Genomic DNA, 25782 nt, shown 5'->3' with positions numbered 1-25782 from the left:
GCAACATGCGGGTATTTCTAGCAAGCGTAGCCGGCTGCCTGTTGGCCGTCGCCACCTTCGGCGCCCAGGCCAGGGCACTGAGCCAGAACGATCGCCAGGTGTGCGGCTGGGGCGCGCAAATCGCCGCCGAGGCCCAGCAGGCCAAGCTTTCCGGGGTCACCTTGTACGCCACGCGCAAGAAGCTGCAGGCCCGCAAGTTCGCCAAACCCTGGATGCGCATGACCGCCTTCGGCATCACCGAGCAGACCTACAACAGCCGCTCGCGACTCAAGCCGGCGGCGATCAAACAGACCTACTATGAGCAGTGTGCCCAGCATGCGCTTGCTAAGCGATAAATGCTTATAAATCAGTAATTTACAAAATTATCTGAAAGTGACTTATCCGGATTTGCCTCGCTCAGCGCCTATCCGGATAAATCATTCAAAATCAATATGTTACAGCCAATACATGATTTGATTTCGAGTTCAATGTCGCCATGGCGCGCCATCCTGGAAACAGACTTCGAGCCAGGCCTTGAACGCCTGCATCACCGCCGTGTTGAGCCGCGCCGAAGGCCGCACCAGGTAGATCCCCGCGGCCACATCCAGTTGCCACTCCGGCAGTATCCGCACCAGCCGGCCGGCTTGCAGGTCCTCGACCATCAACCAGTCGCCACCGGCGAGAATCCCCACACCCCGCCGCGCCGCCTCCAGCAGCGCCTCGTTGTCGTTGCCGCGCAGGCTGCCAGCGACCTTGACGCTCGCCTGGCGGCCCTTGGCGGTGAGGTGCCACTCGGGGAACGAACGCAGCCCACTGAAGCCCAGGCAGTTGTGGCTGGCCAGGTCGGCCGGCAACTGCGGCGTGCCATGCCGTTCCAGGTAGCCCGGCGCGGCGCAGAGGATGCGCAGGTGCTCGCACAGCTTGCTGGCCACCAGGCGGTTGTCGGCCAGCTCGCCAATACGGATGGCGGCATCGAACCCCTCGCCCACCAGGTCGACGAAACGGTCGGCGTACTCGGCGTCGATCGTGACCTGCGGGTGGGCCAGCACGAAATCCGCCAGCAGCCCGCTGAGCCAGCGCCGGCCCATGGCCGCTGGCAGCGCCAGGCGCAGGCGACCGCGCACCTGTGCGGCGCCCAATGCAGCCTCCTGCTCGGCCTCGTCGATCAACCGACTGGCATGGCGCAGGCGCTCCACCAGACGCTGGCCTTCGTCGGTGAAGCGCAGCTGGCGGGTGGTGCGTTCCACCAGGCGGATGCCCAGGCGCTGCTCCAGCGCACCCAGGCGCCGGGACAGCACCGAAGGGTGGCGCTCCAGCTGGCGCCCGGCGGCGGCGAACGACCCCTGTTCGTGCAGGGCCAGCAAGGTGGCAAGTTCGTCGGCCCGACGGCTGTCGAAGGGGTCCATGGCAAGGCTCATCCGCGATCAGGGGGTAAGGATCAGCGCCCCCTCCGACCGGCCCTGTTCCAGGTCTTCATGGGCCCTGGCCACATCGGCCAATGGGTAGCGGCGCCAGATCCGCGGCTGGATGATACCCGCGCCAAGCGCTGCCAGCACGCTTGCCGCGCGGGCCTGATACTCCTCGGCGGTGCGGGTGTGCGCCGCCAGTGACGGGCGGGTGACGAACAGCGAGCCCTTGGCGTTGAGCGTGGCGACCTCGATGGCTGCCGGCGCGCCGGAACTGCCGCCGAACGACACCAGCAGACCGCGTGGGCGCAGGCTGTCCAGCGAAGCGTCGAGCGAGAGGCGCCCGACGCTGTCGTAGACCACGTCCACGCCCTCCCCGGCAGTCAGCTCGCGCACCTCGGCGGCCAGGGTGGCGGCGTTGAACTGCAGCACGTGGTCGCACCCTGCGGCCTTGGCCCGGGCCAGGCTCTGTGGCCGCGACACCACACCGATGACGGTCGCCCCCAGGTGCTTGGCCCAAGGCACCATCAATTGGCCGAGCGCACCGGCGGCGCCATAGATCAGTACCCGTGTCCCAGGGCCGACCGGGTAGGTGCTGGTCAGCAGGTACTGGGCGGTGATGCCCTTGAACAGGGTCGCGGCGGCCTGCTCTTCGCTCAGGCCCGCCGGCAGCTTCACCAACCGCTCGGCCGGGTACAGGCGTGCACTGGCATAGCCGCCAAGTGGGCCGGTGGCATAGCCCACGGAGTCGCCCACCTTCACGTTGGTGACGCCCGCGCCTACTGCGGCTACCCGCCCGGCGCCCTCCAGGCCCAGGCCGCAGGGCAGCGGCACTGGCGCGCCACCCTTGCGCTGCAGCACGTCCAGCGGGTTGACCCCGATAGCGGCCTGTTCCAGCCATACCTCGCCGGGGCCGGGTTGTTGTACCGGCAGGTCCTGCAGGTGCAGGACTTCGGTGCCGCCGGTCTGCTGCAGGACTATTCGCTTGGCCATGTTCGTTTCCTTGGGTGATTGCAAAGTCGGGCTCAGGCTAGAGCGCTGCAACAGATCGAACAATCAGGCCTGGTGCAGATGATTCGTGCACCAAAAACAGCAGTCGCCGAATAAAACCCATAGCGCGGTTGCTGCTGGGCGATCAGCGCTTGCGCGCCACCACGCCATACAGCATGTCGCCGATATAGATACCCGTACTGGCCTGGCGCTCGGCATCGAGTCGTGACTGCAGGGTTTCGATGCCTACCTGCCGGGCACTGGCCACGCCCTGTTCGATAATCCGCGGCAGACAGGCGCGAACGATATCGGCCAAGGCGTAGCGGCTGTCGGGCGTCTGCACCAGGCATTCGGCGCGCAGGTCCTCCACCGCAAGCCCGGCCTGGCTGAGGATGCGGTGCAGATTGAAGCCGATGTGCAGGTCGGCGCCCTCTAGCTCGAGCATGCGCTGCAGCCACTGCTGGGCCTTGCGGTGCAACGGGAAAGGTTCGCGGCTGGCCGGCGTCAGGCTGGCGTCGTGCTCTTGGAACACCATCACGCCACCCGGCAGCAGGTGCCGGGCCAGCCCCCGCACGGCCTTGAGCGGATCCGGCTGGTACATCAGCACCCGGCGCCCGACGATGGCGTCGAACAGCCCCAGCGAGGCAGGCAGCGCATTCAGGTCGGCGTGGATGAACTCGGGCGGCGCAGCCCCCCTCGGCACTTCGCATTGCCGGGCGCTCTCCAGCGCCCCGGCCGCCTGGTCAACGCCTACAACCGCACCATCGCCATCCACCAGGCGAGCCAGCAGCAGGCTCACCTCGCCGGTGCCGCAACCGACATCCAGCACACGCATGCCAGGGCCTATTCCGGCGTCGAGCAACAACCGCGTGGTGAAATCCGCTTTCGCAAGTGCCATGCCTTACTCCTTAGCGAGGACGCATGAGTGTGCCGAGCAACGGTCCCCTGACACAAGGCGGATCTGGCCTATCCTTGTGCCACCCGCGTCCACCGGAACTCTTCCATGCCAGCCCCACAAGATCCGCTGCTGCACAGTTGGCAGCAAAACGCCCAGGCCTGGATCGAGGCCGTGCGCAGCGGTGCTATCGAGTCCCGCCGCCAGGTCACCGACCAGGCCATCCTGCTCGCCGTGCTCGGCCGTCAGCCGCAGCGCGTGCTCGATCTTGGCTGTGGTGAAGGCTGGCTGTTGCGGGCGCTGGCCACGCGGGGTGTCGAGGCGGTCGGGGTGGATGGCGATGCAACGCTGGTAGCGGCTGCACAGGCGACGGGGGCGGCCAAGGTGCACCTGGCCAGTTATGAGCAGTTGGCCGCAGGAACGGTGGATATTGGCTGCGAGTACTCGCTGATCTGCGCCAACTTCGCGTTGCTGCACCAGGACATCATTCCTCTGCTGCACGCACTGGGCGGGCTGCTGGAGGCCCGGGGAACGCTGGTGATCCAGACCCTGCACCCGTGGACAGCGGCCGCCGGAAACTACCAGGATGGCTGGCGCGAAGAATCATTCGCCGGGTTCAGCGGCGATTGGCAGCCGATGCCTTGGTATTTCCGCACCCTGGCCAGTTGGTTGAAGGCACTGGAAATGGCCGGGTTCAGGCTGCTGGAACTGCACGAGCCGCAGCATCCGCAGAGCGCGCTGCCACAATCGTTGTTGCTGGTGGCGCAGCACGTCGGTGAGCCTGAACTCAGTGCCGTGTAGGAGTGGCTTCAGCCACGATGCAGGAACCGCGCCGGATGGCACGGGCTGCGCCCGTGTTCGCGGCTGAGGCCGCTCCCACAGGGGCTGCTACAGCGCAGGCGGGGTCAGATGCAGCACACGGTCGCGGCCGCCTTCGGCGAGCAGGTAGCCACCCTTGCCGTCCGGCACGATCGCTTGCGGCGCCTTGAGGAAGCTGAGCACGGTGTGCCGCGAGCCATCGCCGTCGACGCGCAGCAGCCGGGCACGGTGGGTGGAGTCTTCGCTGATCCACAGGCCGCGGGCATCGCAGAGCAGGAACGTCGGGTTGCGCAAACCTTCGACCACCACCGGGTCCTGGCCATCGTCGCTGAGCGCCCGAATCTTGCCGCTGGCCTTCTCGGTATACAGCAGGCGACCGTCGTTGCAGCGGGTCAGCCCTTCGGTTTCGGTCAGGCCCGAGCGCAGCACATCCAGTTGGCCGCTGCGCCAGTCGTAGCGCATCAGCCGGCCATCCCCCTTGCGGTCTTCGATCGCGTAAAGGTGTTCGCCATCGTTGTACAGGCCTTGCACATTGTTGCCCTGAAACAAGGGCATGACCTGGCCATTGCGCGACAGGCTGACCGGCGCCTCACCCACCTCTTGGCTGAACGCCCAACCGCCTTCCACGGCGACCATGCCATCGGGCTTGGATAAGCCTTCAACCAGCACCCTGCGATTACCGTCGGCATCGATCTTGATGATGCTGCCTTTGCCACCGCTGAGCTCGCGGCTCACCAGCAGGCTGCCGTCGGCCTGGGGCAGCAACGAGGCGGCCTTGTCCAGTGCGCTGTGTAGCACCTGCACGCGCCAGCCATCGGCGGCCTGCACCGGGTAGAAACTCTGCCATGCGAAAAAACCCAGGGTGCTGGCAACCAGCCCTGCACTGGCGGCCAAGGCCAGGCGAACACCGCGCTTGCGCAGAACATGCATCATCGATTCAGCTCCTGGAAAGTGGCGAGATCGTAGCAAGGGCATGTGAAAAATATGTCAACAACCAGGGTCCGGCTTGGCCAAGATAATTAATGGATATAAAAATAACAAAACAATCTAACTGAATGGAATAAAAAAATTGAAATGCCCCCTGCCAGCTCCGTAGGCTGGAGCCACGCTTTCCCGCCTGCTCAAGGAGCCCTCACCGTGCCTTCCCGTGCCTTCTCTCCCCTGCGCCGCCTGCTGATCGGCGGCCTGCTGGCCAGCGTTGCCAGCGCCCTGTTGCCTTGGTCCAACGCGGTTGCTGGCGATGGCAAGACCCTGCGTATCGGCTACCAGAAGTTCAACAGCATCAACATTCTCAAGGGCAGCGGTGCCCTGGAAAAAGCCCTGGCGCCCCAGGGCGTGAAGGTCAGCTGGCATGAGTTCGCCGCCGGCCCGCAACTGCTCGAAGCGCTGAGCACCGGCGCCATCGACCTGGGCCACGCCGCCGACGCGCCTTCGGTGTTCGCCCAGGCCGCCGGCAAGCCGGTGGTCTACCTGGCCGCCGAGCAGCCTTACCCGCGCGGCATCGGCCTGGTGGTGCGCGAGCAGGACCAGATCACTTCGGTCGCCCAGCTCAAGGGCCAGCGCGTGGCCACCGGCCGCGGCTGGAACGCCCAGTACCTGCTGGCCGTGGCCCTGGAGCAGGCCGGCCTGAGCTACCAGGACATCACCCCGGCCTACGTCAACAACGCCGCCGATGCCGTCGCCGCGCTGCAGTCGGGCAGCGTGCAGGCCGTCACCCTGTGGGACCCATTCCTCGCCGCTGCCGAAAAGCAGCCGGGCCTGAAAAACCTGCGCGACGGCAGCGGGCTGTCGAACAACCGTACCTTCTACCTGTCCACCGCCGACTTCGCCGACCAGCACCGCGCGCTGCTCAAGACCTTCTTCGGCGAACTGGCCAAGGTCAGCCAATGGGCCAACGCCCAGCCCGGCGAAGTCGCCAGCCTGTTGTCGCCGCAACTGGGGATTGGTGCGGACGTGCTCAAGACCGCCAGCGAGCGGCGCAACTACAATGCCGTGGCCATTACCCCGCAGATCGTCGCCGAACAGCAGAAGCTGGCCGACACCTTCCAGGGCCTGGGCCTGATCCCGCGCAAGCTGAACGTCGCCGACGCGGTTTACCCGGCCTCCGTGCTGCCCTGAGCAAAGGAGCCGACGATGCCCCGCCCGATCCGCTTCAACGCCTTCAGCATGAACGCCGCCAGCCACCAGTCCCCAGGCCTGTGGCGCCATCCACGCAACACCAGTGCCGAGTTCAACCGCCTGGACTACTGGACCGACCTGGCCCGGCTGCTGGAGCGCGGCCTGTTCGACGCGCTGTTCATCGCCGATGTGCTGGGCATCTACGATGTCTACCAGGGCGGCCCCGAGGCGGCCCTGCGCGGCGGCGTGCAGGTGCCGGTAAACGACCCGCTGCTGCTGGTGCCGGCCATGGCCGGGGTCACGGAACATCTGGGCTTCGGCGTGACCTTTTCGTTGACCTATGAGCACCCGTACCCCTTCGCCCGGCGGATGTCCACCCTCGATCACCTGAGCAATGGCCGGGTCGGCTGGAACATCGTCACCGGCTACCTCGACAGCGCCGCGCGCAACCTGGGCCTGCCCCGGCAGCTCGGCCACGACCAGCGCTACGACCTGGCCGAAGAATACCTGCAGGTGCTGTACAAACTCTGGGAGCAGAGCTGGGAAGACGATGCGGTGGTGCTGGAGCGCGGAACCGGGCGCTATATCGAGCCAAGCCGGGTACACCCGATCAACCACCACGGCGAGCACTTCCAGGTACCCGGCATGCACCTGTGCCAACCCTCGCCACAGCGCACCCCGGTGCTGTTCCAGGCTGGCGCCTCGGCACGCGGCCAGCAGTTCGCCGCGCGGCACGCCGAGTGCGTGTTCATCAGTGGCCCGACGCCCGCAGTACTGCGTCGCTATGCCGACGGCATTCGCCAGGCCAGCGAGGTGGCCGGGCGCGGGCGTGACGAAGTGCTGATCTACGCACAGGCGTTGCTGATCGTCGGCGCTACCCGCGAGCAGGCCGAAGCGCGCTTCGCCGAATACCGCCGCTATGTAGACCTCGATGCCGCCCTAGCCCTGCTGTCGGGCTGGACCGGCATCGACTTCGCAGGCCTGGACCCCGACGCGCCCATTGAATATGTGGAGAATGACGCCGGCCGCGCCGCCCTGGCGGCGTTCACTGCCGCCGACCCGAGCCGCCGCTGGACCGTGCGCGAGGCCGCCGAGTTCGTCGGCCTGGGTGGGCGCGGCCCGGTGCTGGTGGGCAGCGCCAGCGAGGTGGCCGATCAGCTGGAGCAGTGGCTGGAGCAGACCGGCATCGACGGTTTCAACCTCACCTATGCGGTGCAACCGGACGATCTGGCCCAGGTGGTCGAGCTGTTGGTGCCCGAACTGCAACGCCGTGGCCGCTACCCCACTGCGTACTCCGATGGCACCTTGCGCCACAAGCTGTTCGGCCAGGGCGACCGCCTGCCGGCGGAGCATGTCGGGCGCCACGCTCGCATTCAGTAAACAAATACAGGGTATTTCAACATTTAATTTGTGGATGTCACGGACAGGCTCTTATGCTGTCCCGGCATCCCCTGCACGCACCGGCCGGTGTGGTCAAAGGCATGGGGAGAGAACAACAAGTCGAGACCGTTCATGTCGAAACCATCCTACTTCGCCCCCCACGGTGGGCACCCGGCTCAGACCGAGCTGCTGACTGACCGTGCCATGTTCACCGAAGCCTATGCCGTCATCCCCAAGGGCGTGATGCGTGACATCGTCACCAGCCACCTGCCGTTCTGGGACAAGATGCGCATGTGGGTCATCGCCCGCCCGCTGACCGGTTTTGCCGAAACCTTCTCGCAGTACATCGTCGAAGTCGCCCCGGAAGGCGGCAGCGAGCGCCCTGAGCTGGACCCGAACGCCGAAGCGGTACTGTTCGTGGTCGAAGGCCAGATCGACATCACCGTCGAAGGCAAGCACCACACCCTGGTCCCAGGCGGCTACGCCTTCCTGGCCCCGGGCGCCGAGTGGAGCCTGCGCAACAACAGCCAGGCCAACGTCACCTTCCACTGGCTGCGCAAGCACTACCAGAAAGTCGAAGGCCTGCCGGTGCCGGAGTCGTTCGTCACCCACCGCGACAACGCCACCGTCATCGAGATGCCGGGCACCGAAGGCGCCTGGAAGACCACCCGCTTCGTCGACATGGCCGACATGCGCCACGACATGCACGTCAACATCGTGACCTTCCAGCCGGGCGGCGTAATCCCGTTCGCCGAAACCCACGTCATGGAACACGGCCTGTATGTCCTGGAAGGTAAAGCGGTGTACCGCCTGAACCAGGACTGGGTCGAGGTCGAGGCCGGCGACTTCATGTGGCTGCGCGCCTTCTGCCCGCAGGCCTGCTACTCCGGCGGCCCGGGCCCGTTCAGCTACCTGCTGTACAAAGACGTCAACCGCCACGTGCACCTGACCCTCAACCCGCAGCGTTGAGTTCAGGTTGATGGCCACGAGCCCGCCTTGATGGCGGGCTTCGTTTTTGTGGCCATACTTGCAGCTTGCCCTTGCTGCGGCCACCGATCATGCCCCTCTCCCGCCTGCTGCTTGCCCTGTTGCTGTCGCTGCCAGCCCCGCTGCTGGCCGCCGACGACTGGCAGCTGGCCTATGACCGCGAAGGTATTCGCGTCTACCTGAGCAGCGTCGCCGGCTCCCCCTACCAGCAATTCCGTGGTGTCAGCACCATGAATGCCAGCGTGCGCACGCTCACCGACCTGCAGGAAAACCTGCGGGTGGCGTGCAAATGGCTGTATGCATGCGAGCAGATGCGCCTGCTGGACGTGGAAGGCGACAGCACCTGGGTGTACCTCACCACCAACCTGCCGTGGCCGACGCTGCCGCGGGACATGGTGCTCAAGGTCAGCACCGAGCGGCTGGACGACGGTACGCTGGTGCGCCACCTCAGCGCCGACCCTGGCAGGGTGCCCGAAGAGCCGGGGCTGATTCGCGTAAAGCGCATCAATGGCGAATGGATCATGAAGCCGGTGGGTGCAAAGCGGACAGAGGTGACCTATCAGTTGCAGGCTGATCCGGCCGGCGATGTACCGGGCTGGCTGGCCAACCGGTTCGTGGTGGATGCGCCGGTGGTGACATTGCGCACGTTGCGTGCGGTGGCGGAGCGCCAGCGTTGAGCGCGGGACCGATTCAGGGCCGATGAAAGCATCGCGGGGCAAGCCCGCTCCCACGCAATCTGAAAAACTGCGTGGGAGCGGGCTTGCCCCGCGATCAGTCACAAGACAGGCCTTGGGGTGACGCTACTCAGTCCGCCAAACGCCAGGTGGTAGCGCCTTTGCTGTCTTCCAGCACCACACCCATGGCAGTGATCTGGTCGCGGATGCGGTCGGACTCGGCCCAGTTCTTGTCGGCCCGCGCTTGCAGGCGCGCCTGGATCAAGGCTTCCACTTCGGCGGCGTCGACCTTGCCTTCGGCCCCTGCGCGCAGGAAGTCGTCGGCCTCCAGTTGCAGCACACCCAGCACATCGCCCAGCTCACGCAGACGACCGGCCAGGCCAGCGGCAGCCTCGAGGTCGCTGTCACGCAGGCGGTTGATCTCGCGCACCAGATCAAACAGCACGGCGCAGGCTTCAGGGGTGCCGAAGTCGTCGTTCATCGCGGCGCTGAAGCGCTCGACGAACTCGTCACCGCCCTTGGCCGCCACGCGCGGCAGACCACGCAGGGCGTGGTAGAAGCGCTCCAGTGCGCCTTTGGAGTCACGCAGGCTGTCTTCGGAGTAGTTGATCGCGCTGCGGTAGTGGCTGGCCACCAGCAGGTAACGCACCACTTCCGGGTGGTACTTGTCGAGCACGTCGCGGATGGTGAAGAAGTTGTTCAACGACTTGGACATCTTCTCGCCATTGATGCGGATCATGCCGCAGTGCATCCAGGCGTTGGCGTACTGCTTGCCGGTGGCCGCCTCGCTCTGGGCGATCTCGTTCTCGTGGTGCGGGAACTCAAGGTCGCTGCCGCCGCCATGGATGTCGAAGCTCTCGCCCAGGCAGCAGGTGGACATCACCGAGCACTCGATGTGCCAGCCCGGACGGCCCGGGCCCCACGGCGAATCCCAGTACGGCTCACCCGGCTTGACGCCCTTCCACAGCACGAAGTCCAGCGGGTCCTGCTTGGCCTCGTCGACTTCGATGCGTGCGCCGATGCGCAGGTCTTCGATCTTCTTGCGCGACAGCTTGCCGTAGCCGACGAACTTGCCGACGCGGTAGTACACGTCGCCATTACCCGGGGCGTAGGCGTAACCCTTGTCGATCAGGGTCTGGATCATCGCGTGCATGCCGGGGATATGGTCGGTGGCACGGGGCTCCAGGTCGGGCTTGAGGATGCTCAGGCGGCGCTCGTCCTCGTGCATCGCGTCGATCATGCGCGCGGTCAGGGCGTCGAACGACTCGCCGTTCTCGTTGGCACGGTTGATGATCTTGTCGTCAATGTCGGTGATGTTGCGCACATAGGTCAGCTCATAGCCGCTCTTGCGCAGCCAGCGGGTGACCAGGTCGAAGGCCACCATGCTGCGGCCGTGGCCCAGATGGCAGTAGTCGTACACGGTCATGCCGCACACGTACATGCGCACCTTGTTGCCATCGAGCGGCTTGAAGGCTTCCTTGGTCTTGGTCAGCGTGTTGTAGATGTTGAGCACGGCGGTTCCTCAGCTGCCCCAGGAGTCACGCAGGGTGACGGTGCGGTTGAACACCGGGCGGCCCGGCTGGCTGTCTTTCAGGTCGGCGCAGAAGTAGCCTTCACGTTCGAACTGGAAGCGGTCTTCAGGTTGGGCCTGGCCCAGCGATGGCTCGGCGCGGCAGCCGGTCAGCACCTGCAGCGAATCGGGGTTGATGTTGTCGAGGAAGCTGCCGCCGTCTTCGGTCTTTTCCGGGTTGGCGGAGCGGAACAGGCGGTCGTACAGGCGCACTTCGCACTCGACGCTGCCTGCGGCCGGCACCCAGTGGATCACGCCCTTGACCTTGCGGCCTTCGGGGTTCTTGCCCAGGGTGTCCGGATCGTACGAGCAGCGCAGCTCGACGATGTTGCCGTCGGCGTCCTTGATCGCCTCGTCGGCGCGGATCACGTAGCTGCCGCGCAGGCGCACTTCACCGGCCGGTTCCAGGCGTTTGTAGCCCTTGGGCGGCTCTTCCATGAAGTCGTCGCGGTCGATGTACAGTTCGCGGGCGAACGGCAAGACGCGTACGCCCATATCCTCTTTCGGGTGGCGCGGCAGTTCGAGCTGCTCGACCTGGCCCTCTGGATAGTTGGTGATGACCACTTTCAGCGGACGCAGCACGCACATGGCGCGTGGCGCGGTACGGTCGAGGTCGTCACGGATGCTGAATTCGAGCATCGCCATGTCGACCACGCCGTCGGAACGGTTGGTGCCGATCATTTCGCAGAAATTGCGGATCGATGCCGGTGTGTAGCCACGGCGGCGGAAGCCCGACAGGGTCGACATACGCGGGTCATCCCAGGCGCTGACGTGCTTCTCGTCGACCAGCTGCTTGAGCTTGCGCTTGGAGGTGATGGTGTAATTCAGGTTCAGGCGGCTGAACTCGTACTGGCGCGGGTGCGCCGGTACCGGCAGGTTGTCGAGGAACCAGTCGTACAGCGGGCGGTGGCCTTCGAACTCCAGGGTGCAGATCGAGTGGGTGATGCCTTCGATGGCATCGGACTGCCCGTGGGTGAAGTCGTAGTTCGGGTAGATGCACCACTTGTCACCGGTCTGGTGATGGTGGGCATGGCGGATGCGGTAGAGGATCGGGTCGCGCAGGTTCATGTTCGGCGAGGCCATGTCGATCTTGGCCCGCAACACGCGCTCACCGTCCTTGAACTCGCCGGCCTTCATGCGGGCGAACAGCTCGAGGTTCTCTTCGACGCTGCGCTCGCGGAACGGGCTGTTCTTGCCCGGCTCGGTCAGGCTGCCGCGGTATTCCTTGGCCTGATCAGGGGTCAGGTCGCAGACATAGGCCTTGCCACGCTTGATCAGTTCAACGGCCCAGTCGTGCAACTGGTCGAAGTAGTTGGAGGCATAGCGCACCTCGCCGGCCCAGTCGAAGCCCAGCCATTTCACGTCGCTCATGATGGCGTCGATGTATTCCTGGTCTTCCTTGGCCGGGTTGGTGTCGTCGAAGCGCAGGTGGCAGACACCGCCGAATTCCTTGGCCAGGCCGAAGTTGACACAGATCGACTTGGCATGACCGATGTGCAGGTAGCCGTTGGGCTCTGGCGGAAAACGGGTGACGATGCTGCTGTGCTTGCCCGCGTCCAGGTCGGCCTGGATGATCGGCCGCAGGAAGTTCACAGGGACGGCGGGGGCGCCTTTGGCAGCGGCGTTGGGCGCGTTGTCGGCAGTGGGCTTGCTCATAGTGTCCTTGAATGCAGGTAGCTGGCCTGGGTAGGCCGATTGAAACAAAGGGCCTATCATAGCCGAAGCAGTCAAGCTGCTGACAGCCGGGCGCAGACAAACTGACGCGATTTGCGCAGCTATTTGTCGCAGCCGCCGGTCTAAACCGGCAGAATGGCCGCCGTGCACCTTGTGGCATGTGCCGCGGCCTGCTGATCCTGCGTCAGCTAACCCGAGCGCCCTGCGCCCCCTATTTCCGATGCCTTGAGAGCGAACTTAAGCATGTCCAAAGTCAAACTGAGCACCAACCACGGCGACATCGTCATCGAACTGAACGCCGAAAAAGCCCCGATCACCGTTGCCAACTTCCTGGCTTACGTTGAAGCCGGCCACTACAGCAACACCGTGTTCCACCGTGTGATCAAGGGCTTCATGATCCAGGGCGGCGGTTTCGAGCCAGGCATGAACGAAAAGCGCGACAAGCGCGCCAGCATCCAGAACGAAGCCGACAACGGCCTGAAGAACGACAAGTACACCATCGCCATGGCCCGTACCATGGAGCCGCACTCGGCCTCCGCGCAGTTCTTCATCAACGCTTCCAACAACGACTTCCTCAACCACAGCGGCAAGAATGTCCAGGGCTGGGGCTACGCCGTGTTCGGTAAAGTGACCGAGGGCACCGAAGTTGTCGACGCCATCGAAAAAGTCGCCACCGGTTCCAAGGCTGGCCACCAGGACGTACCGAAAGAAGACGTGATCATCGAGAAAGCCGAGATCATTGAGTGATTCTGCTGATCTCCGATCTGCACCTGCAAGAAGAACGCCCGGACATTGTCCGGGCGTTTCTTGATCTGCTCGACGGCCGCGCCCGTCACGCCAAGGCGCTGTACATCCTTGGCGACTTCTTCGAGGCGTGGATCGGCGACGATGCCATGACCCCGTTCCAGCAGTCGATCTGCCAGGCCCTGCGCCAACTGAGCGACAGCGGCACGGCGGTGTACCTGATGCACGGCAACCGCGACTTCCTTATCGGCCAGGCGTTCTGCGAAGCCGCCGGCTGCACCCTGCTGGCCGACCCCAGCGTGGTCGAGCTGGGTGGCGAGCAGGTATTGCTGATGCATGGCGATACCCTGTGCACCCGCGACGTGGCCTACATGAAGCTGCGCCGCTACCTGCGCAATCCGCTGACGCTGTGGATCCTGCGGCACCTGCCGCTGTCCACGCGGCACAAACTGGCACGCAAGCTGCGCAGTGAAAGCCGCTCGCAGACCCGCATGAAGGCCACCGAGATCGTCGACGTGACCCCGGAGGAAGTGCCCAAGGTGATGGCCGCCCATGGCGTACGCACCCTGGTGCATGGCCACACGCACCGCCCGGCGATCCACAAGCTGGTGGTCGATGGACAACCGGCGCGGCGGATCGTGCTCGGTGACTGGGACCGGCGTGGCTGGACGCTGCAGGTGGATGAACAGGGCTTTCAACTGGCCCCGTTCGATTTCGCCTGACGCTATGGACCTCCTCCTGTAGGAGCGGCCTTGCGCCGCGAAAGGGCCGCGAAGCGGCCCCGGCGATTTAAAAGCCAGGGGCTGCGTTGCAGCCCTTTCGCGGCACAAGGCCGCTCCTACAGTGAAAGCCGGCGAGCCTTACTGGGCGCTGACCACCGCCGCCCTGTCCTTCTCGCTGATCACATACTGCCGATACTGCGGATCCGCCTTGATCTGCGCCTCGGTGAACGGGATCGCTGACAGCTGCTTGGCCGCAAAGGCGCGGGTCTGGTCACCGGCGTGGGCCGAAGCCGCCTCGCTGGACAACGAAAACGCCAACAAACCCTGTGCCTGCGGCCCCTGCTCGGTAAAGCTGACCACCTGCAGGTAGCTGGAGCCGCTGACCACCAGGCGCTTGCCCGGTGCAACCGGCACACTGAGCATGGCGTTATACACCCCCAACTCCTGCGGACCGCCAGGCACCGGCGTACCATCGCTGGCCTGCTGGATCTGCCCCCAACGCTGATCGGAAGCAATGCCGGCTTCGCCAACCTGGGCCAACGAGGCCAGTGCAGCCTGGTGCAACAGTTTGCCCACCGCCGCCTGCTCCACTGCCAGGCCACGAGGCGTATGCAGTGGATCGGCCGGATCGAACGCCACTCGCCAGCTCTCGCGGTGTTCGGCCAGCGCGCCGGCGATGTTCTCGAAGTGCACCAGGCCGATGCCGGCCTCCAGGTCAGCCTTGCCATTCCAGACCTGCAGGCTGGCGCATACCGCCGCGACATCCGCCGGCGCGCCTTTGCACCATTGCAGCAGGTCGGGCAACAGCAGGCTGGCCAGGTAGACCTCATCATCGAAAACCATGCGCTTCAGGGCATCGCCGTCCAGCTTGGCGCTACCTTGCAGGCGCTGCAGGGCGAAGCGGCTGCGCATGCCCAGCGGTTGTTCGGCGCGGCTTTGCAGCGGCGAGAAACCGGCCAATGGCGCAGCGGGGTTGGCCAACCAGGCCGAGTCATTGGAGTGCTGCACGAAGTCACCACGCACCAGGCTAGGTTGCAGGCGCGCCGGGAAGATCCCCGGTTGTGCGGCCTGGGCGTCGACCTTCCACTGGCAGGCACTGCGCGAGCCGTCCAGCACCACCACCGGCTCGGTGACGCCAGGGTTGCCGCAACGGGCCAGCAGCTCTTCATCGACATAGGGCACCACTGACTGATTCAGGTACAGTGCCTGCCCCGCTGCATCGACCGCCAGGGTGTTGACCCAGGGGATGCCCTGCAACTGCGCCACCGACGCTTGCAACGCGCCAAGGCTGTCGGCGCGGTTGATCCGATACCACTGCTGCAGCACCCGGGTGTTTTCCAGGTTGGCGTCACGCAGCGCGTAGGCCGCCTGATTGTCCCAGTCCAGTCGGCCGGGCCACTGCACCACGGGGCCAAACTTCGACAGGTAGATGGGCCGTTCGACCTGCTGCAGCGCGCCGCCCTCGCCTTTCACCGTGACGCTGACCTTCTGCTGCTCAAGCGGCAGCGACTGGCCATCGACCAGGTAGCGGGTCGGGTCTTTCGGGTCGAGTTGCAGGCGATACACGGTGAAATGCTTCGACGTGTCTACCGTGTGGGTCCAGGCCAGATGCTTGTTGAAACCGATGTTGACCACCGGCAGGCCCGGCAACGCCGCCCCCATGACATCCAGCTGCCCGGGGATGGTCAGTTGCATCTGGTAGAAGCGCATTCCGCCTACCCAAGGGAAATGCGGGTTGGCCAACAACAGGCCACGGCCATTGGCCGAGCGCTGCGCGCCCACCGCAACGGCGTTGCTGCCACGGCTCATGGCGAACCGTTGCTGCTGGGCCAGGGCCACGCTGTAGTCGACCGTGGGCCGCTGCGCCGCAAGGTTGGGCGGGGTCGCCGCCACCACGGCCTCGGCGAACTGGCCTAGGCCACCTTCGGCCAACAGGCGCCGGGTCAACTTGACCAGGTCCAGGCTGGTGATCGGCCGCACCCAGTCGCCCGCCCCGCACTCGGCGGGCAGGCCCTGAGCCCGCCGCTCACCCAGGGCGCGGTTGTAGCCGCGGGCATAGCCGTCCAGCAGGTCGCGCACTGCTGCCGGCTGTGCCTGCAGGAAGCCGTTGACTGCAATGGGGTTGTTGAGCCAGGTGAAGAACAGGTCGCTGGCGAGGTTGTCGCGTTGCTCCACGGTCTTGCCGTCAGCACCGAAATAGCGGGAGCGCTCGCCGTTGACCGTCAGCACCTCGTTGGCCAGCAGGCACAGATTGTCCTGGGCGTAGGCATAGCCGATGCCATAGCCCAGGCCACGCTCGTCATTGGCCAGGATGTGCGGCACACCGAAGCTGGTGCGACGGATCTGCGCAGAGGCTTCGCCGGTAGCCTCGCGCGCCTGCGCCAGCAGGCTCGAGGCAACCAGGGCGGCGGCGAGGCCAAGGCGCAGGGTAGGACGCGAAAGAGGGATCACAGGCACTCCTCGTGCAATCGGGGGTTATCCCGATCAGACGAATGGCCGGATGAAAATTTTACGCCCTCTTGCCTGCTGCAACGTCTTCAACAAGGCATTTCAGATTTTTTTACCGAGGGACTGCAGTTTTGCCGTTCTCGTTCGTCTTAATAGGTGAGAGAGGCAACAACGATGAATCCGCTGCGGTCGATGAAAAGGAGCATTCGCATGCATAACCCACACCCCGCGCTGCCGGCGACGCACAGCCCGGTCAGCACGCCCTGCGTACAGGAAGTGCGCACCGGCAACGAGCAGATTCGCGAGCTGCTGCGTGTCTACGGGCTGCGTACCAGCCTGATCCGCCTCAAAGTCATCGACGCCCTGCACAGCGCCGATCGCAACGGCCGCAGTATTGGCGTGCGCGGTGTCCACGCGCACCTTGAGCAGCTGGACATTCCGTTGTCGTTCCTCAGCGTGCGTGAGGTGCTCAAGCGGCTGTGCACCGAAGGTGTCATCAGCCTGGGCAACGACAAGTGCTACAGCCTCGAGCCCCAGGCCCGCGCCGTACTCGAGCAGCCTACCTTGCGTTGAGCGTACGGCCGGCCATGATCTGCCGGCCGGCCCGCCTCAGGGCTTGACCTTGCGCCGCAGGATCCCGTTGATCACCACCACGACCACCGCAACGGCGATGGCGATGTACTGGAATGTCTGCTCGCTGATGGTGCCCTGCTTCTGCAGGTGACTCAGGCCGAGCATGATCCCCAGTACCACCAGGATGATCAGGATCGAATATTTCAGGCGCTGCACATGTGTCATCGGGAGTTCCTTGCGACATCGGGGACATGAGGCTCCCTTGGAGCCGGCGTCATGATACCTCGCCGCCATTTCCTACGCTGATATTCCTGCCAACCTACGACGCACGCCTCCCCGCAGCAGCAGATTCGCTGCTGGCCTGACGCAAAATCACCTTGCCGGTCGACGCCCGGATCCCTGGGAATACTGTTCCCTTGCAATTGCTTGGGGTGACCCACCCAAACTGCCACCATGGAAGGTCTTCTCTAGGACTTTTGGGGCCTGTAGCGCAAGGGTGAAGATTTTTCATACATCAATTATCGCGATTGCTTTCAATCGTCGTGCCGACAAGGCTACAAGCACCGGTCCGATTCGCGCCTAGCGACCCTTTCTGATGCTGTTTGAAAATCGAGGCCAGCCAAGCGCCCAGCCGCGCCATGGCAACCCTCGATGCGCGGTCTATGCAAAGGCCCCGCGTCAAACGATCCCACAGTTCAAGGATGCTTTGCGTGGATATGCCAGACCTCAACAACATCGAAGTTACCCAACTGCCCCAATCACTGCAGGTTCTGATCGAATGCATCGGCCTCGAAAATGCCTATCGGCTCACCTGTGCGTTCGGCGGGCGTCCCAAATACATCCCCAAGCACCGCTCACGAACCAAATTGGCAGATGTCTTGCCGCCCGAAGCGCTCGACGCGTTGATCAAGCGCTTTGCCGGCCTGGCTCTGGAAATCCCCAAGGCCGACCACTTTCAGCGCCAACTGCGCAACCAGCAGATTCAGAAGGAAAGCGCCAACGGCCTGTCACGCAGCCTGCTGGCCGACAAATACGGGCTTAGCCTGCGACAGATCGGCAACATTCGGCGCCAGGACTGCCAGGCTCGCTAAGCGTTGAACGGATGAATGAAACGACCAGAGGCGTCCGCGCCCAGCCACTGGCAGCTGGCGCGGACGAGCCCGAACAGTCAGAAGTCGCGCTTGTAGAAAATGTCCAACGAGCTGGCCAGGCCGCTGGCGGCCTCCAGGTAGACTTTCTTGCTCAGTTTGTAGCGCAGGGCAATGGTATTGGCAGGCTCGAACACTCCCACACCGTAACGCAGGCTCAGCCGCTCGCTCAGGTTGCCGCTGGCGACCACACTGGTGCTGGTGCCCGAGCCCTCGGTGTCGAGCTGGAAATCTTCGATCCCCAGGTTCGACGCCAGGCTGCCAGTGATCCCCGCACTGCCCGCCAAACCCAGGCCCAACGCCGCCTCGGCCAACATGTTGCTGTCTTCACCCGACGCTCCCAGTGGCCGCCCCAGCACCAGATAGGACAACGCCTGCTCCTGGCTCATCGCCGGCTCCGAAAACACCTTGGTGGTGGGTTGTTCGGCGCTGCCGCTCAGGCGGATACCGGCAATCACATCATCCACCTGCCGAATCGCTTCGATATCCAGGTACGGCTGGTCGATGGGCCCCGCGAACAGCAGGCGCGCCCGGCGGATGGTAAGGCGCTGGCCATAGGCACGGTAGCGACCATCGGCCAGGCTCAGCTCCCCGCGGGTATCGAGATTGTCACCGATGTGCACGTGGCCGAGCAGGTTGGCGGTGAGGCCGAAACCACTGAACGACAGCTTGTCGCGGCCGACCTCGACGTCGATGTCCATCGCCACCGCCATGGGCGGCTTGCCCTCTTGCGTCTGGTGGCCAACGATCACCGTGTCGTCGGATACCTGCACCGTCGACGGTGGCAGTTCACGCACGGTGATCTTGCCCTTGGGCACCAGCACCTTGCCGGTTACTGCCAGTTTGTCGTCGACCAGGCGGATGACCAGGTCGGGCGCAACCTCGAGCACCGCGTAGGGCTCGACGGTGACGGGCAGCTGCTGGCCGCTCAGGCGCAACTCCATGGCCAGCGCCTGCCCCCAGGTCATCTGCCCGGCCAGCTCGCCACGCCCGGCGTCGCCACTGCGCCAGTCGCCCTTGAGTTGCACCTGCTCGCCGGCGATCAGCGCCTGCAGTGAAAGTGCCTGCAGGCTCACCGGCAACTCTGCGCCACTGACTTCACCGCCGCTCAACGCCAGGTTGCCGTTGACCTGCGGTGCCAACAGGCTGCCCGACAGGCGCCCGCTGCCATTGAGCTGGCCGGCCAGGCGCTCGACCATCGGCAGGAACGGCCGGGCCACCGACAGCTCCAGTCCGGCCAGGCGGAACTCGCCGGTCAGCGGCTTGTTGCGCCCAAGCGGATCAAGGCGGGTGTCGAGGGTCAGCTCCCCCAGGCGCTCGCCACGAAAGTCCAGGCGGGTGTCCACCCGACGCGGTGCCAGGGTGCTGTCCAGGCGCAGAACCTGGTAGGGAAAATCGACCCAGCGCCCCTTGTCACGCACGCGCAGGGTGCCGCCGCCGGCATCGATACGAATACTGCCCTTGGGGCCGCTGGCCGGGATATCGAGGTTGATGTCGGCATTGAGCAGCCCCTGCCAGGCGAAGTCCTTGGGCAGCCACTGCGCCAGGCTGTCCAGCGGGAACTGCTTGAGGTGGTAGCGCAGGCGCGGCTCCGGTGCCAGGCGCTGGTCCTCGCCACACAGGCTAGCCTGGCCTGCGCGCCAGCAATGGCCACCGAAGTCCAGCTGACCGCTGGCCAGACGCTGCAGGCGCGCCGGGGCTTGCAGTTGCCAGTCCTGGCCACCGGCCTGGATACGTCCGCTGGCCAGGCGACCGCGCCAGTCGCCCTTGCCGAGGGTGCCGTCGAGCGCCAGGTCGAGCTTGAGCTGCGGGCCATCGAGCGCCAGGGTGGCAGCTTGCTGGCGGATATCGCCCTTGCCCTGCACATCCAGGTTGCCCAACGGGGTATCGCCCAGGCGGATAGCGCCGGCCTTGAGCGTGAGCTGCCCACGCTGGGCATTGTCCAGGCGCGCCTCGAGGTCCAGCCGCTGTACACGGTTGTCGGCCTGCGCCAGTTGCTGGCCGTGCAGCGTGAGGCTGCCCTGGGGCGCTGCGAGAGTGCCCGCCAGGTCCAGGCGGCCCTTGACCTGGCCCTGCAACTGCGGCCAGAGCTGGCCAAGCCGCGGCAGGTCGAGGTCGACACGCCCGGCCAGGCGCTGCTGCAGGCTGCCGCTGCCGTTGATGCGGTTTTCGCCCAGCTGCACCGCGAGGCTGCCCAGGGTCCAATGGTCGCCCTTGCCGTCGGCATCCACCTTGAGCACGGCTGGCTGGCCACGCAGGCGCCCCTTGAGGTCGAGCTGCGCCTTGAGCTGCAATTGCTGGTTCTTCAGCTCGCCCTGGCTGCGCAATGGCCCGGCCAGGGTACCGGGCAGCTCGGCCAGCCAATAGGCCGGGTCGAGCGCTGCCAGCTGCAGGTCGACATCCCAGGCCAGGGTGTCGGCAAAGCGCAAGGCGACGCTACCGGTTGCCTTGCCCTGCCCTGCACTCAGCGCCAGCTGCGGCAAGCGCACCTGGCCAAGGTCACCGTCGAACGGGCTGGCGACGGTGAAGGCACCGGCCGGGCCATCCAGGTCACCGTTGAACACGCCCTTGTAGTTGCCATCGCGGTACTGCACCTGGGCATTGAAGCGCTTGAGGGTCACCTGCGGCGGTTGCTCGAGGGGGTACAGGCGCAACCAGGGAAAATCGAGCCAGTCGATGCTGGCGTCAGCGCTCAAGCCCTGCTGCCAGTCGGCACTGGCCTGCAGCTTGACGCGCTGGGTATCGCTGGCATTGAGGTCCAGGGCATCGAGCCGGGCGCCCTTGGCGTCCACCTTGCCGGCCAGCACCAGACCCACCGGGCCCTGCTCCGCCGGCAGCGTGGCCGCACCGGAGAGCTGGTAGCCCTTGAGCAGGTCGCCCTGGGCGTCGAGCCTGAGCTGGTTGAGTTGCAGGGTGTCGGGCAGGCTGGCGGCGGGCTTGAACGCCTCGGCACGCAGGCTCAGCTTCGCCGGCAGGTGTTCGGCCAGGGCCTGCAGCTCGCCGTTCAAGCGGGCATCGAGGTAGCCGCTGCTGGTGGCGTCCAGTGTCAGAGTCTGTTGCAGCTCACCCTTGGCGCTCAACGCCAACTGCCAGGGTTGGCCGTCCACGGACGGCAGCTGCAAGGTACCTTGCAGTTGCAGCGGCCAGTTGCCTTGCGGTTGCAGCTCGCACTTCAGTTCAAGGTGCAAGTCGTCGCGCCGCAATTGCAGGCTGTCGACCCTCAGGCCGGCCGTGGTCCAGTGCGCAGCCAGTTGCAGATTGCCCAGCAGCTCGCTGCCATCAAGCCGAAGCTGGCCGACCTTGACCTCGCCCAGTTCGATGGCCAGCGGCAGGTTCAGCGCCGGCAGTTGCAGCGGGCCGCTGTCGGGCTCGCTGTCGCCAGGGGCGAAGGCCATGTCGATGCGCTCGGCCTGCAGACGCTCGATGCACAGGGTGGCGCGCAACAGGCAGGTCGGGGACCAGGCCAGCTGCGGGGCTTGCAGCTCGACCCGGCTCTCGCCGTCAACCCAGCGCAGTTGGCTGGCTTGCCAAGTGCCACCCAGGCGCCCTTCGAAGTCGCTGACCTCAAGCCCCGGCACCAGTCCCATTACCCAACGGCTGCCCGCCTGGGTACCCAGCACCAGGCCCAGCGCCAAGGCGATCAGCAGCAACAAAATGCTGATAACCAGCAAGAGGGTTCTGAACACACGTATCACAGCTCGGGCCCCATGGAAAAGTGCAAACGAAAACCACCGTCGTCATCCAGCGCGTGGGCCAGGTCCAGGCGCAGCGGCCCTACCGGCGAAACCCAGCGCACGCCGATGCCGACACCGGTCTTGAGGCTGGGCAGTTCCAGGTTGTTGAACGAGTTGCCCTGGTCGATGAAGGTTGCCAGGCGCCATTTTTCGGCGATCGAGTACTGATATTCGGCACTGCCGGCCACCAGGTAGCGACCACCGATGCGGTCGCCCTTGTTGTTCTCCGGCGACAGCGACTGGTAGTCGTAGCCACGCACGCTCTGGTCGCCACCGGCGAAGAAGCGCAGCGACGGTGGGATGTTCTGCTGGTAGCCGTTGGTGGCGCTGCCGCCGAACTGCACGCGACCGAGGAAGCGGTGGTTATGGCCGAGTGTGGTCAGGCCTTTGAGCAGCACATTGCCGTGCACCAGGTTGGCATCCGAACCCAGCCCCTCCTTGGCCGCCTGCAGGTCGAACTGCAGCCGATAGCCCTGGTGCGGATCTATCCGGTTGTCGCTGCGCAAGTAGGCAAAACTCACCCCTGGCATCAAAAGGTTGCTCAGTCCCGAGTCGTCACCCAGGCGATATTCTTCGCGTTGGTACTTGAGCGAGATCACCCGCTGCCAACCGCTGGGAAGCTTGCTGTGCCATTCCGGACCGACGGTCAGCAGCTTGCTCAGCGTGTCGGTGCCGGCGATGTCCTCGTTCTGGTAGCCGCCAGCAAAACGCAACTTGTCGGTGAGCGGTGGATCGAGCGGGATGTCGTACCACAGGCCGACGTTCTGCCGGGGTGCCGACAGTTCGGTCTCCCAACCGTAGCTATGGCCTTGCGGGTTGACCCAGTGGCGGGTCCAGTTGGCCTTGGCACGTGGGCCGACGTCGGTCGAAAAACCCAGGCCCAGGCCCATGGTGCGGGGTTTACGCGTGTCGAGGCGAACTTCGACGGGAATGTCTTCGCCCACGGCGGCGGTCGGCGCGGCATCCACCCGTACGCCTTCGAAATAGCCGCTCGATTGCAGGTCGTTGTTGAGTTCGGCGATCAACTCCGAGTCGTAAGGGGTGCCCGGCTGGAACTGCACCATGCGCTGCAGCAGGTCCTGGTCCAGGGGCGTGTCACCGCCGAAGTGCACCGCCCCCAGGCGATAGCGTGGCCCGCTCAGGTAGATCAGTTCGATGTCGGCGACGCCGGCCTGGGGGTCGACTGCCAGGCGCTGGCGTGTGAAGCGACCACTGAAAAAGCCATAGCGCGACGCCTGGTTGAGGATCAGTCGCTTGGCATCTTCGTAGTGCCCATGATTGAGTTGCTCGCCGGGGCGCAGCGCCTTGCTGTCGGGGATGCGAAATGCCTGCATTTCGCTGGCCGGCCCTTCGATGCGCACCGTCACGTTGCGCAGGCGTACCGGCTCACCCGGTTCGACGCGGATGATCAGTTGCGGGGGTTTGTCCTTGTCACTCGGCGCCTTTACTTCGCTGTCGATGCGCGCCTGGTAATAACCCAGCGCCTGCGCCGCCTTGCGTGTCTGCTCCTCGGCGCCGCGACTGAAACGCAGCAGCGCTTCTTCATCGCGCTCGCCGAGGCTGCCGATATAACCTTCGATATTGGCCTTGAGCGGCTTGTTGGCGGGTTTCACCCGGACCAGCAGCTCGCTCTGCGCCCATGCCATGGAGCTGGCGGCCAGCAACAGCAGGCCCCAGCAGAGTCTTCCTGAATACGTCATGCGGCGCATGCTACCAGAGCGAGCCGGTCAAGGGTGCCGCCTGTCAATACCGGTCACACAACTGTCGCCCCGGACGACTCCGGATTGGGATGGAAGAACACCCTTTCGCGGATCGGCCCTACCGCGACCTCGCCGATCTCCTGATAGCCCTGGCGCTCATAAAAGGCCAGGTAGTGTGCATTGCCGGTATCCAGCACCACGCCCTGGGTGGTCGGGTCATCGGCGCACCAGTCGTGCACTGCTTGCAGCAACTGTTCGCCGTAGTGCTGCCCCTGGAACTGCGGGTGCACACCCAGCAGCGGCAGTACATGCACCTGCCCGCTCGGCAGGCAGCCAGCCAGCGCAGCCTGGTAGTCCAGATAGCGTCGTGTGCAGCGCAGACCGGTGCCGAGCATCATGCGCAGGCGCCATGCCCAGCTGTCAGCCACACCCAGCCGACGTTGCGGCGGCACGATCAGCGCGATCCCGACCAGGCGGTCTTCCAGCAGCAGGCCGATCGCCGGCAGCTGCAGGTAGAAGTGCTGGCGCAGCCATTCGCGCACCAGCACCCGCAGGCGCTGTTCATAGCCAGGGCGCTGGGCTTCGAACAGCCAGGCAAAGGTCGGTTCATGGCGGTAGGCGTGGTACAGCAGCGAGCGAGCCTCGCGAGCGTAGCCTTCGTCGAGCAGGCAGATCCGGGCTGGTGCGGCTGGGGCGTCGGGCATCGCGGGCGGTCCTCCTGGAATGGGCGTGCAGTGCCTTGGAGTGACTGCACCGCATATCGTTCAGCTCCCACAGCACGTTAGCAGCGCCAACCCTGGGTCGCCACGCTGGCCGCCGCCGGCGATGTCGGCTAGCATTCGTGGCTTTTACCAGGATTGTCTTTCCATGAAAGTCGTCTCGTTCAACATCAATGGCCTGCGCGCCCGCCCGCACCAGCTGGCGGCGCTGATCGACAAGCACCAGCCGGACGTGATCGGCCTGCAGGAAACCAAGGTCAGCGACGAGCAGTTCCCGCTGGCTGAAGTCGAGGCGCTCGGCTACCACGTGCATTACCATGGCCAGAAGGGCCACTACGGCGTGGCGCTGCTGTCTCGGGAGAAGCCGCTGTCGCTGTCCAAGGGTTTCGCCAGTGATGAGGAGGATGCCCAGCGCCGCTTCATCTGGGGCACCTTCGCCGACCGTAACGGCACGCCGATCACGGTAATGAATGGCTACTTCCCCCAGGGCGAGAGCCGCGACCACCCCACCAAGTTCCCGGCCAAGCAACGCTTCTACAGCGACTTGCAGGTGTTGCTGGAGAACCAGTTCAAGAATGACCAGCCGCTGCTGGTGATGGGTGATGTGAACATTTCGCCGCAGGATTGCGACATCGGCATCGGAGCGGACAACGCCAAGCGCTGGTTGAAGACTGGCAAGTGCAGTTTCCTGCCTGAAGAGCGCGAGTGGATGGAGCGGCTCAAGGGCTGGGGGCTGGTCGACACGTTCCGCCATCTGCACCCGGAAGTGGCTGATCAGTTCAGCTGGTTCGACTATCGCAGCCGGGGGTTCGAGGATGAGCCCAAGCGTGGGCTGCGGATCGACTTGATCATGGCTTCGCAGGGGTTGCTGCCTCGGGTCAAGGCGGCGGGGATTGACTATGAGCTGCGGGGGATGGAGAAGCCTTCGGATCATGCGCCGATTTGGCTTGAGTTGGGGTGAGGGTTCGGGTTCGGGTTCGGGTTCGGGTTCGGGGCCTAGTGTGTTGGTTTTGATAGATGTATGCGCACTCGGCGGCGATGTCGACTTTTAGTCACCTTTCCGCCCTTACGGCGGCCTACTTTGGTCTTGGCCAAAGTAGGCAAAGCCGCCCGCTCCATCATACGGCCCCTGCGCTGCGCTCCGGGGTCCCCTCGCTCCGGTGCCTTCCGGGCCCGCGCGGCCTCCGACTTGCTAAGTCTACATCTCGCGCCTTCGGCTTACGCCGAAGGGTGCTGCGCACCTGGGCCCTCCAGTCACCTCCACTCGGCCTCCTGAAGTCGCAATTTGTGTTGCCTGGACTATCGCGCGCTTAGAAGCAAGAGCAAGAGCAAGAGCAAGAGCAAGAGCAGTGATACGGCTATCTGAGTTTGGCTGTTGTTTATGTGTTGTTTATTCTGGCCCTATCGCCGGCAAGCCGGCTCCCACAGGTACAGCGCAAGCCTTAAAGTTTGGCATTTACTTGTGGGAGCTGGCTTGCCAGCGATTGCAATCCTGAGCTCCC

At 65.0% G+C, this 25782-nt stretch carries 22 protein-coding genes; 11 read left to right on the top strand and 11 right to left on the bottom strand.

Features of this window, described 5'->3' with window-relative positions; all coding sequences use genetic code 11:
* Nucleotides 1-5 precede the first annotated feature (5 nt).
* Nucleotides 6-335: a hypothetical protein gene (locus RTH46_RS13780; RefSeq protein ID WP_153787775.1), complete on the top strand. Its 330-nt coding sequence runs from the start codon at nucleotides 6-8 to the stop codon at nucleotides 333-335.
* A 129-nt stretch (nucleotides 336-464) separates the two neighbouring features.
* Here RTH46_RS13780 and RTH46_RS13775 read toward each other — a convergent pair whose 3' ends face one another.
* The 3 genes from RTH46_RS13775 to RTH46_RS13765 all read right to left on the bottom strand — a co-directional run bounded on the left by RTH46_RS13775 (nucleotide 465) and on the right by RTH46_RS13765 (nucleotide 3273).
* Nucleotides 465-1385, bottom strand: coding sequence for a LysR family transcriptional regulator (locus RTH46_RS13775; RefSeq protein ID WP_316905918.1), 921 nt, complete (start codon nucleotides 1383-1385; stop codon nucleotides 465-467).
* 18 nt (nucleotides 1386-1403) lie between these two features.
* Complete coding sequence (locus RTH46_RS13770) at nucleotides 1404-2378, bottom strand: quinone oxidoreductase (protein WP_316905917.1); 975 nt, start codon at nucleotides 2376-2378, stop codon at nucleotides 1404-1406.
* Nucleotides 2379-2520: 142 nt separating this feature from the next.
* Complete coding sequence (locus RTH46_RS13765; RefSeq protein ID WP_316905916.1) at nucleotides 2521-3273, bottom strand: class I SAM-dependent methyltransferase; 753 nt, start codon at nucleotides 3271-3273, stop codon at nucleotides 2521-2523.
* A 105-nt stretch (nucleotides 3274-3378) separates the two neighbouring features.
* On the opposite strand from RTH46_RS13765, the gene RTH46_RS13760 reads away from it, so the two are divergent.
* The gene (locus RTH46_RS13760) at nucleotides 3379-4071 is read left to right on the top strand and encodes a class I SAM-dependent methyltransferase (RefSeq protein WP_153787779.1); all 693 of its coding nucleotides are present in this window, start codon (nucleotides 3379-3381) and stop codon (nucleotides 4069-4071) included.
* Nucleotides 4072-4158: 87 nt separating this feature from the next.
* Here the strand turns inward: RTH46_RS13760 and RTH46_RS13755 are convergent, their stop codons facing one another.
* Complete coding sequence (locus RTH46_RS13755) at nucleotides 4159-5022, bottom strand: hypothetical protein (protein WP_316905915.1); 864 nt, start codon at nucleotides 5020-5022, stop codon at nucleotides 4159-4161.
* Nucleotides 5023-5226: 204 nt separating this feature from the next.
* Here RTH46_RS13755 and RTH46_RS13750 point away from each other — a divergent pair, with 204 nt between their 5' ends.
* From RTH46_RS13750 to RTH46_RS13735, 4 genes are all read left to right on the top strand, one after another.
* Nucleotides 5227-6207, top strand: coding sequence for an aliphatic sulfonate ABC transporter substrate-binding protein (locus RTH46_RS13750; RefSeq protein WP_316905914.1), 981 nt, complete (start codon nucleotides 5227-5229; stop codon nucleotides 6205-6207).
* A gap of 15 nt (nucleotides 6208-6222) precedes the next feature.
* Nucleotides 6223-7587, top strand: coding sequence for an LLM class flavin-dependent oxidoreductase (locus RTH46_RS13745; protein ID WP_316905913.1), 1365 nt, complete (start codon nucleotides 6223-6225; stop codon nucleotides 7585-7587).
* A gap of 132 nt (nucleotides 7588-7719) precedes the next feature.
* Nucleotides 7720-8556: a bifunctional allantoicase/(S)-ureidoglycine aminohydrolase gene (locus RTH46_RS13740; protein ID WP_125464268.1), complete on the top strand. Its 837-nt coding sequence runs from the start codon at nucleotides 7720-7722 to the stop codon at nucleotides 8554-8556.
* 89 nt (nucleotides 8557-8645) lie between these two features.
* Nucleotides 8646-9251: an START domain-containing protein gene (locus tag RTH46_RS13735; protein WP_125858835.1), complete on the top strand. Its 606-nt coding sequence runs from the start codon at nucleotides 8646-8648 to the stop codon at nucleotides 9249-9251.
* A 127-nt stretch (nucleotides 9252-9378) separates the two neighbouring features.
* Here RTH46_RS13735 and cysS read toward each other — a convergent pair whose 3' ends face one another.
* Together cysS and RTH46_RS13725 are read right to left on the bottom strand one after the other, a co-directional pair.
* Nucleotides 9379-10761 (bottom strand): cysteine--tRNA ligase, encoded by a 1383-nt coding sequence (gene cysS, locus RTH46_RS13730; protein WP_153787783.1) that lies wholly within the window; start codon nucleotides 10759-10761, stop codon nucleotides 9379-9381.
* Nucleotides 10762-10770: 9 nt separating this feature from the next.
* Nucleotides 10771-12474: a glutamine--tRNA ligase/YqeY domain fusion protein gene (locus RTH46_RS13725; RefSeq protein WP_153787784.1), complete on the bottom strand. Its 1704-nt coding sequence runs from the start codon at nucleotides 12472-12474 to the stop codon at nucleotides 10771-10773.
* Nucleotides 12475-12735: 261 nt separating this feature from the next.
* Between RTH46_RS13725 and RTH46_RS13720 the strand changes: the two genes are divergently transcribed.
* Together RTH46_RS13720 and RTH46_RS13715 are read left to right on the top strand one after the other, a co-directional pair.
* On the top strand, nucleotides 12736-13239 hold the full coding sequence (locus RTH46_RS13720) for a peptidylprolyl isomerase (protein ID WP_153787785.1): 504 nt from the start codon (nucleotides 12736-12738) through the stop codon (nucleotides 13237-13239).
* Entirely contained in the window at nucleotides 13236-13958 is a 723-nt protein-coding gene (locus tag RTH46_RS13715; RefSeq protein ID WP_153787786.1) for a UDP-2,3-diacylglucosamine diphosphatase, read from the top strand. Before RTH46_RS13720 ends, RTH46_RS13715 begins: the two co-directional genes overlap by 4 nt.
* 138 nt (nucleotides 13959-14096) lie before the next feature.
* On the opposite strand, the gene RTH46_RS13710 is transcribed toward RTH46_RS13715, so the two are convergent.
* Complete coding sequence (locus tag RTH46_RS13710) at nucleotides 14097-16409, bottom strand: acylase (RefSeq protein WP_316905912.1); 2313 nt, start codon at nucleotides 16407-16409, stop codon at nucleotides 14097-14099.
* A gap of 207 nt (nucleotides 16410-16616) precedes the next feature.
* Between RTH46_RS13710 and RTH46_RS13705 the strand changes: the two genes are divergently transcribed.
* Nucleotides 16617-16979, top strand: a complete 363-nt coding sequence (locus RTH46_RS13705) for a fe2+ zn2+ uptake regulation protein (RefSeq protein WP_153787788.1) — start codon at nucleotides 16617-16619, stop codon at nucleotides 16977-16979.
* A 36-nt stretch (nucleotides 16980-17015) separates the two neighbouring features.
* Here RTH46_RS13705 and RTH46_RS13700 read toward each other — a convergent pair whose 3' ends face one another.
* Nucleotides 17016-17204, bottom strand: coding sequence for a hypothetical protein (locus tag RTH46_RS13700; RefSeq protein WP_153787789.1), 189 nt, complete (start codon nucleotides 17202-17204; stop codon nucleotides 17016-17018).
* 485 nt (nucleotides 17205-17689) lie between these two features.
* Between RTH46_RS13700 and RTH46_RS13695 the strand changes: the two genes are divergently transcribed.
* The gene (locus RTH46_RS13695; RefSeq protein ID WP_153787790.1) at nucleotides 17690-18070 is read left to right on the top strand and encodes a Mor transcription activator family protein; all 381 of its coding nucleotides are present in this window, start codon (nucleotides 17690-17692) and stop codon (nucleotides 18068-18070) included.
* 77 nt (nucleotides 18071-18147) lie between these two features.
* On the opposite strand, the gene RTH46_RS13690 is transcribed toward RTH46_RS13695, so the two are convergent.
* The 3 genes from RTH46_RS13690 to RTH46_RS13680 are packed head-to-tail and all read right to left on the bottom strand — an operon-like array spanning nucleotide 18148 to nucleotide 24265.
* Nucleotides 18148-21822, bottom strand: coding sequence for a translocation/assembly module TamB domain-containing protein (locus RTH46_RS13690; RefSeq protein ID WP_316905911.1), 3675 nt, complete (start codon nucleotides 21820-21822; stop codon nucleotides 18148-18150).
* The gene (locus tag RTH46_RS13685) at nucleotides 21819-23561 is read right to left on the bottom strand and encodes an autotransporter assembly complex protein TamA (RefSeq protein ID WP_153787791.1); all 1743 of its coding nucleotides are present in this window, start codon (nucleotides 23559-23561) and stop codon (nucleotides 21819-21821) included. The genes RTH46_RS13690 and RTH46_RS13685 overlap by 4 nt, the downstream gene beginning before the upstream one ends.
* 53 nt (nucleotides 23562-23614) lie before the next feature.
* Nucleotides 23615-24265: a GNAT family N-acetyltransferase gene (locus RTH46_RS13680; RefSeq protein WP_316905910.1), complete on the bottom strand. Its 651-nt coding sequence runs from the start codon at nucleotides 24263-24265 to the stop codon at nucleotides 23615-23617.
* Between the two features lie 163 nt (nucleotides 24266-24428).
* Between RTH46_RS13680 and xthA the strand changes: the two genes are divergently transcribed.
* A complete protein-coding gene (gene xthA, locus RTH46_RS13675; protein WP_153787793.1) occupies nucleotides 24429-25241 on the top strand; it encodes an exodeoxyribonuclease III in 813 nt (270 codons plus the stop codon).
* Nucleotides 25242-25782: the final 541 nt, after the last annotated feature.

It is taken from the genome of Pseudomonas sp. zfem004 (assembly GCF_032621715.1).
In the GTDB taxonomy this organism is placed as follows: Bacteria; Pseudomonadota; Gammaproteobacteria; order Pseudomonadales; family Pseudomonadaceae; genus Aquipseudomonas; species Aquipseudomonas sichuanensis.
Note: the sequence above shows the minus strand (reverse complement) of the source record. Positions and strands in the feature narration are given on the sequence as shown.

Excerpts from the sequence above, each read along its gene's own strand:
- xthA (WP_153787793.1), top strand. The coding sequence starts at position 24,429 with ATGAAAGTCGTCTCGTTCAACATCAATGGCCTGCGCGCCCGCCCGCAC.
- RTH46_RS13725 (WP_153787784.1), bottom strand. The coding sequence starts at position 12,474 with ATGAGCAAGCCCACTGCCGACAACGCGCCCAACGCCGCTGCCAAAGGC.
- RTH46_RS13680 (WP_316905910.1), bottom strand. The coding sequence starts at position 24,265 with ATGCCCGACGCCCCAGCCGCACCAGCCCGGATCTGCCTGCTCGACGAA.
- RTH46_RS13705 (WP_153787788.1), top strand. The coding sequence starts at position 16,617 with ATGCATAACCCACACCCCGCGCTGCCGGCGACGCACAGCCCGGTCAGC.
- RTH46_RS13745 (WP_316905913.1), top strand. The coding sequence starts at position 6,223 with ATGCCCCGCCCGATCCGCTTCAACGCCTTCAGCATGAACGCCGCCAGC.
- RTH46_RS13735 (WP_125858835.1), top strand. The coding sequence starts at position 8,646 with ATGCCCCTCTCCCGCCTGCTGCTTGCCCTGTTGCTGTCGCTGCCAGCC.
- RTH46_RS13765 (WP_316905916.1), bottom strand. The coding sequence starts at position 3,273 with ATGGCACTTGCGAAAGCGGATTTCACCACGCGGTTGTTGCTCGACGCC.
- RTH46_RS13720 (WP_153787785.1), top strand. The coding sequence starts at position 12,736 with ATGTCCAAAGTCAAACTGAGCACCAACCACGGCGACATCGTCATCGAA.
- RTH46_RS13700 (WP_153787789.1), bottom strand. The coding sequence starts at position 17,204 with ATGACACATGTGCAGCGCCTGAAATATTCGATCCTGATCATCCTGGTG.
- RTH46_RS13685 (WP_153787791.1), bottom strand. The coding sequence starts at position 23,561 with ATGACGTATTCAGGAAGACTCTGCTGGGGCCTGCTGTTGCTGGCCGCC.
- RTH46_RS13775 (WP_316905918.1), bottom strand. The coding sequence starts at position 1,385 with ATGGACCCCTTCGACAGCCGTCGGGCCGACGAACTTGCCACCTTGCTG.
- RTH46_RS13780 (WP_153787775.1), top strand. The coding sequence starts at position 6 with ATGCGGGTATTTCTAGCAAGCGTAGCCGGCTGCCTGTTGGCCGTCGCC.
- RTH46_RS13760 (WP_153787779.1), top strand. The coding sequence starts at position 3,379 with ATGCCAGCCCCACAAGATCCGCTGCTGCACAGTTGGCAGCAAAACGCC.
- RTH46_RS13740 (WP_125464268.1), top strand. The coding sequence starts at position 7,720 with ATGTCGAAACCATCCTACTTCGCCCCCCACGGTGGGCACCCGGCTCAG.
- RTH46_RS13770 (WP_316905917.1), bottom strand. The coding sequence starts at position 2,378 with ATGGCCAAGCGAATAGTCCTGCAGCAGACCGGCGGCACCGAAGTCCTG.
- RTH46_RS13755 (WP_316905915.1), bottom strand. The coding sequence starts at position 5,022 with ATGATGCATGTTCTGCGCAAGCGCGGTGTTCGCCTGGCCTTGGCCGCC.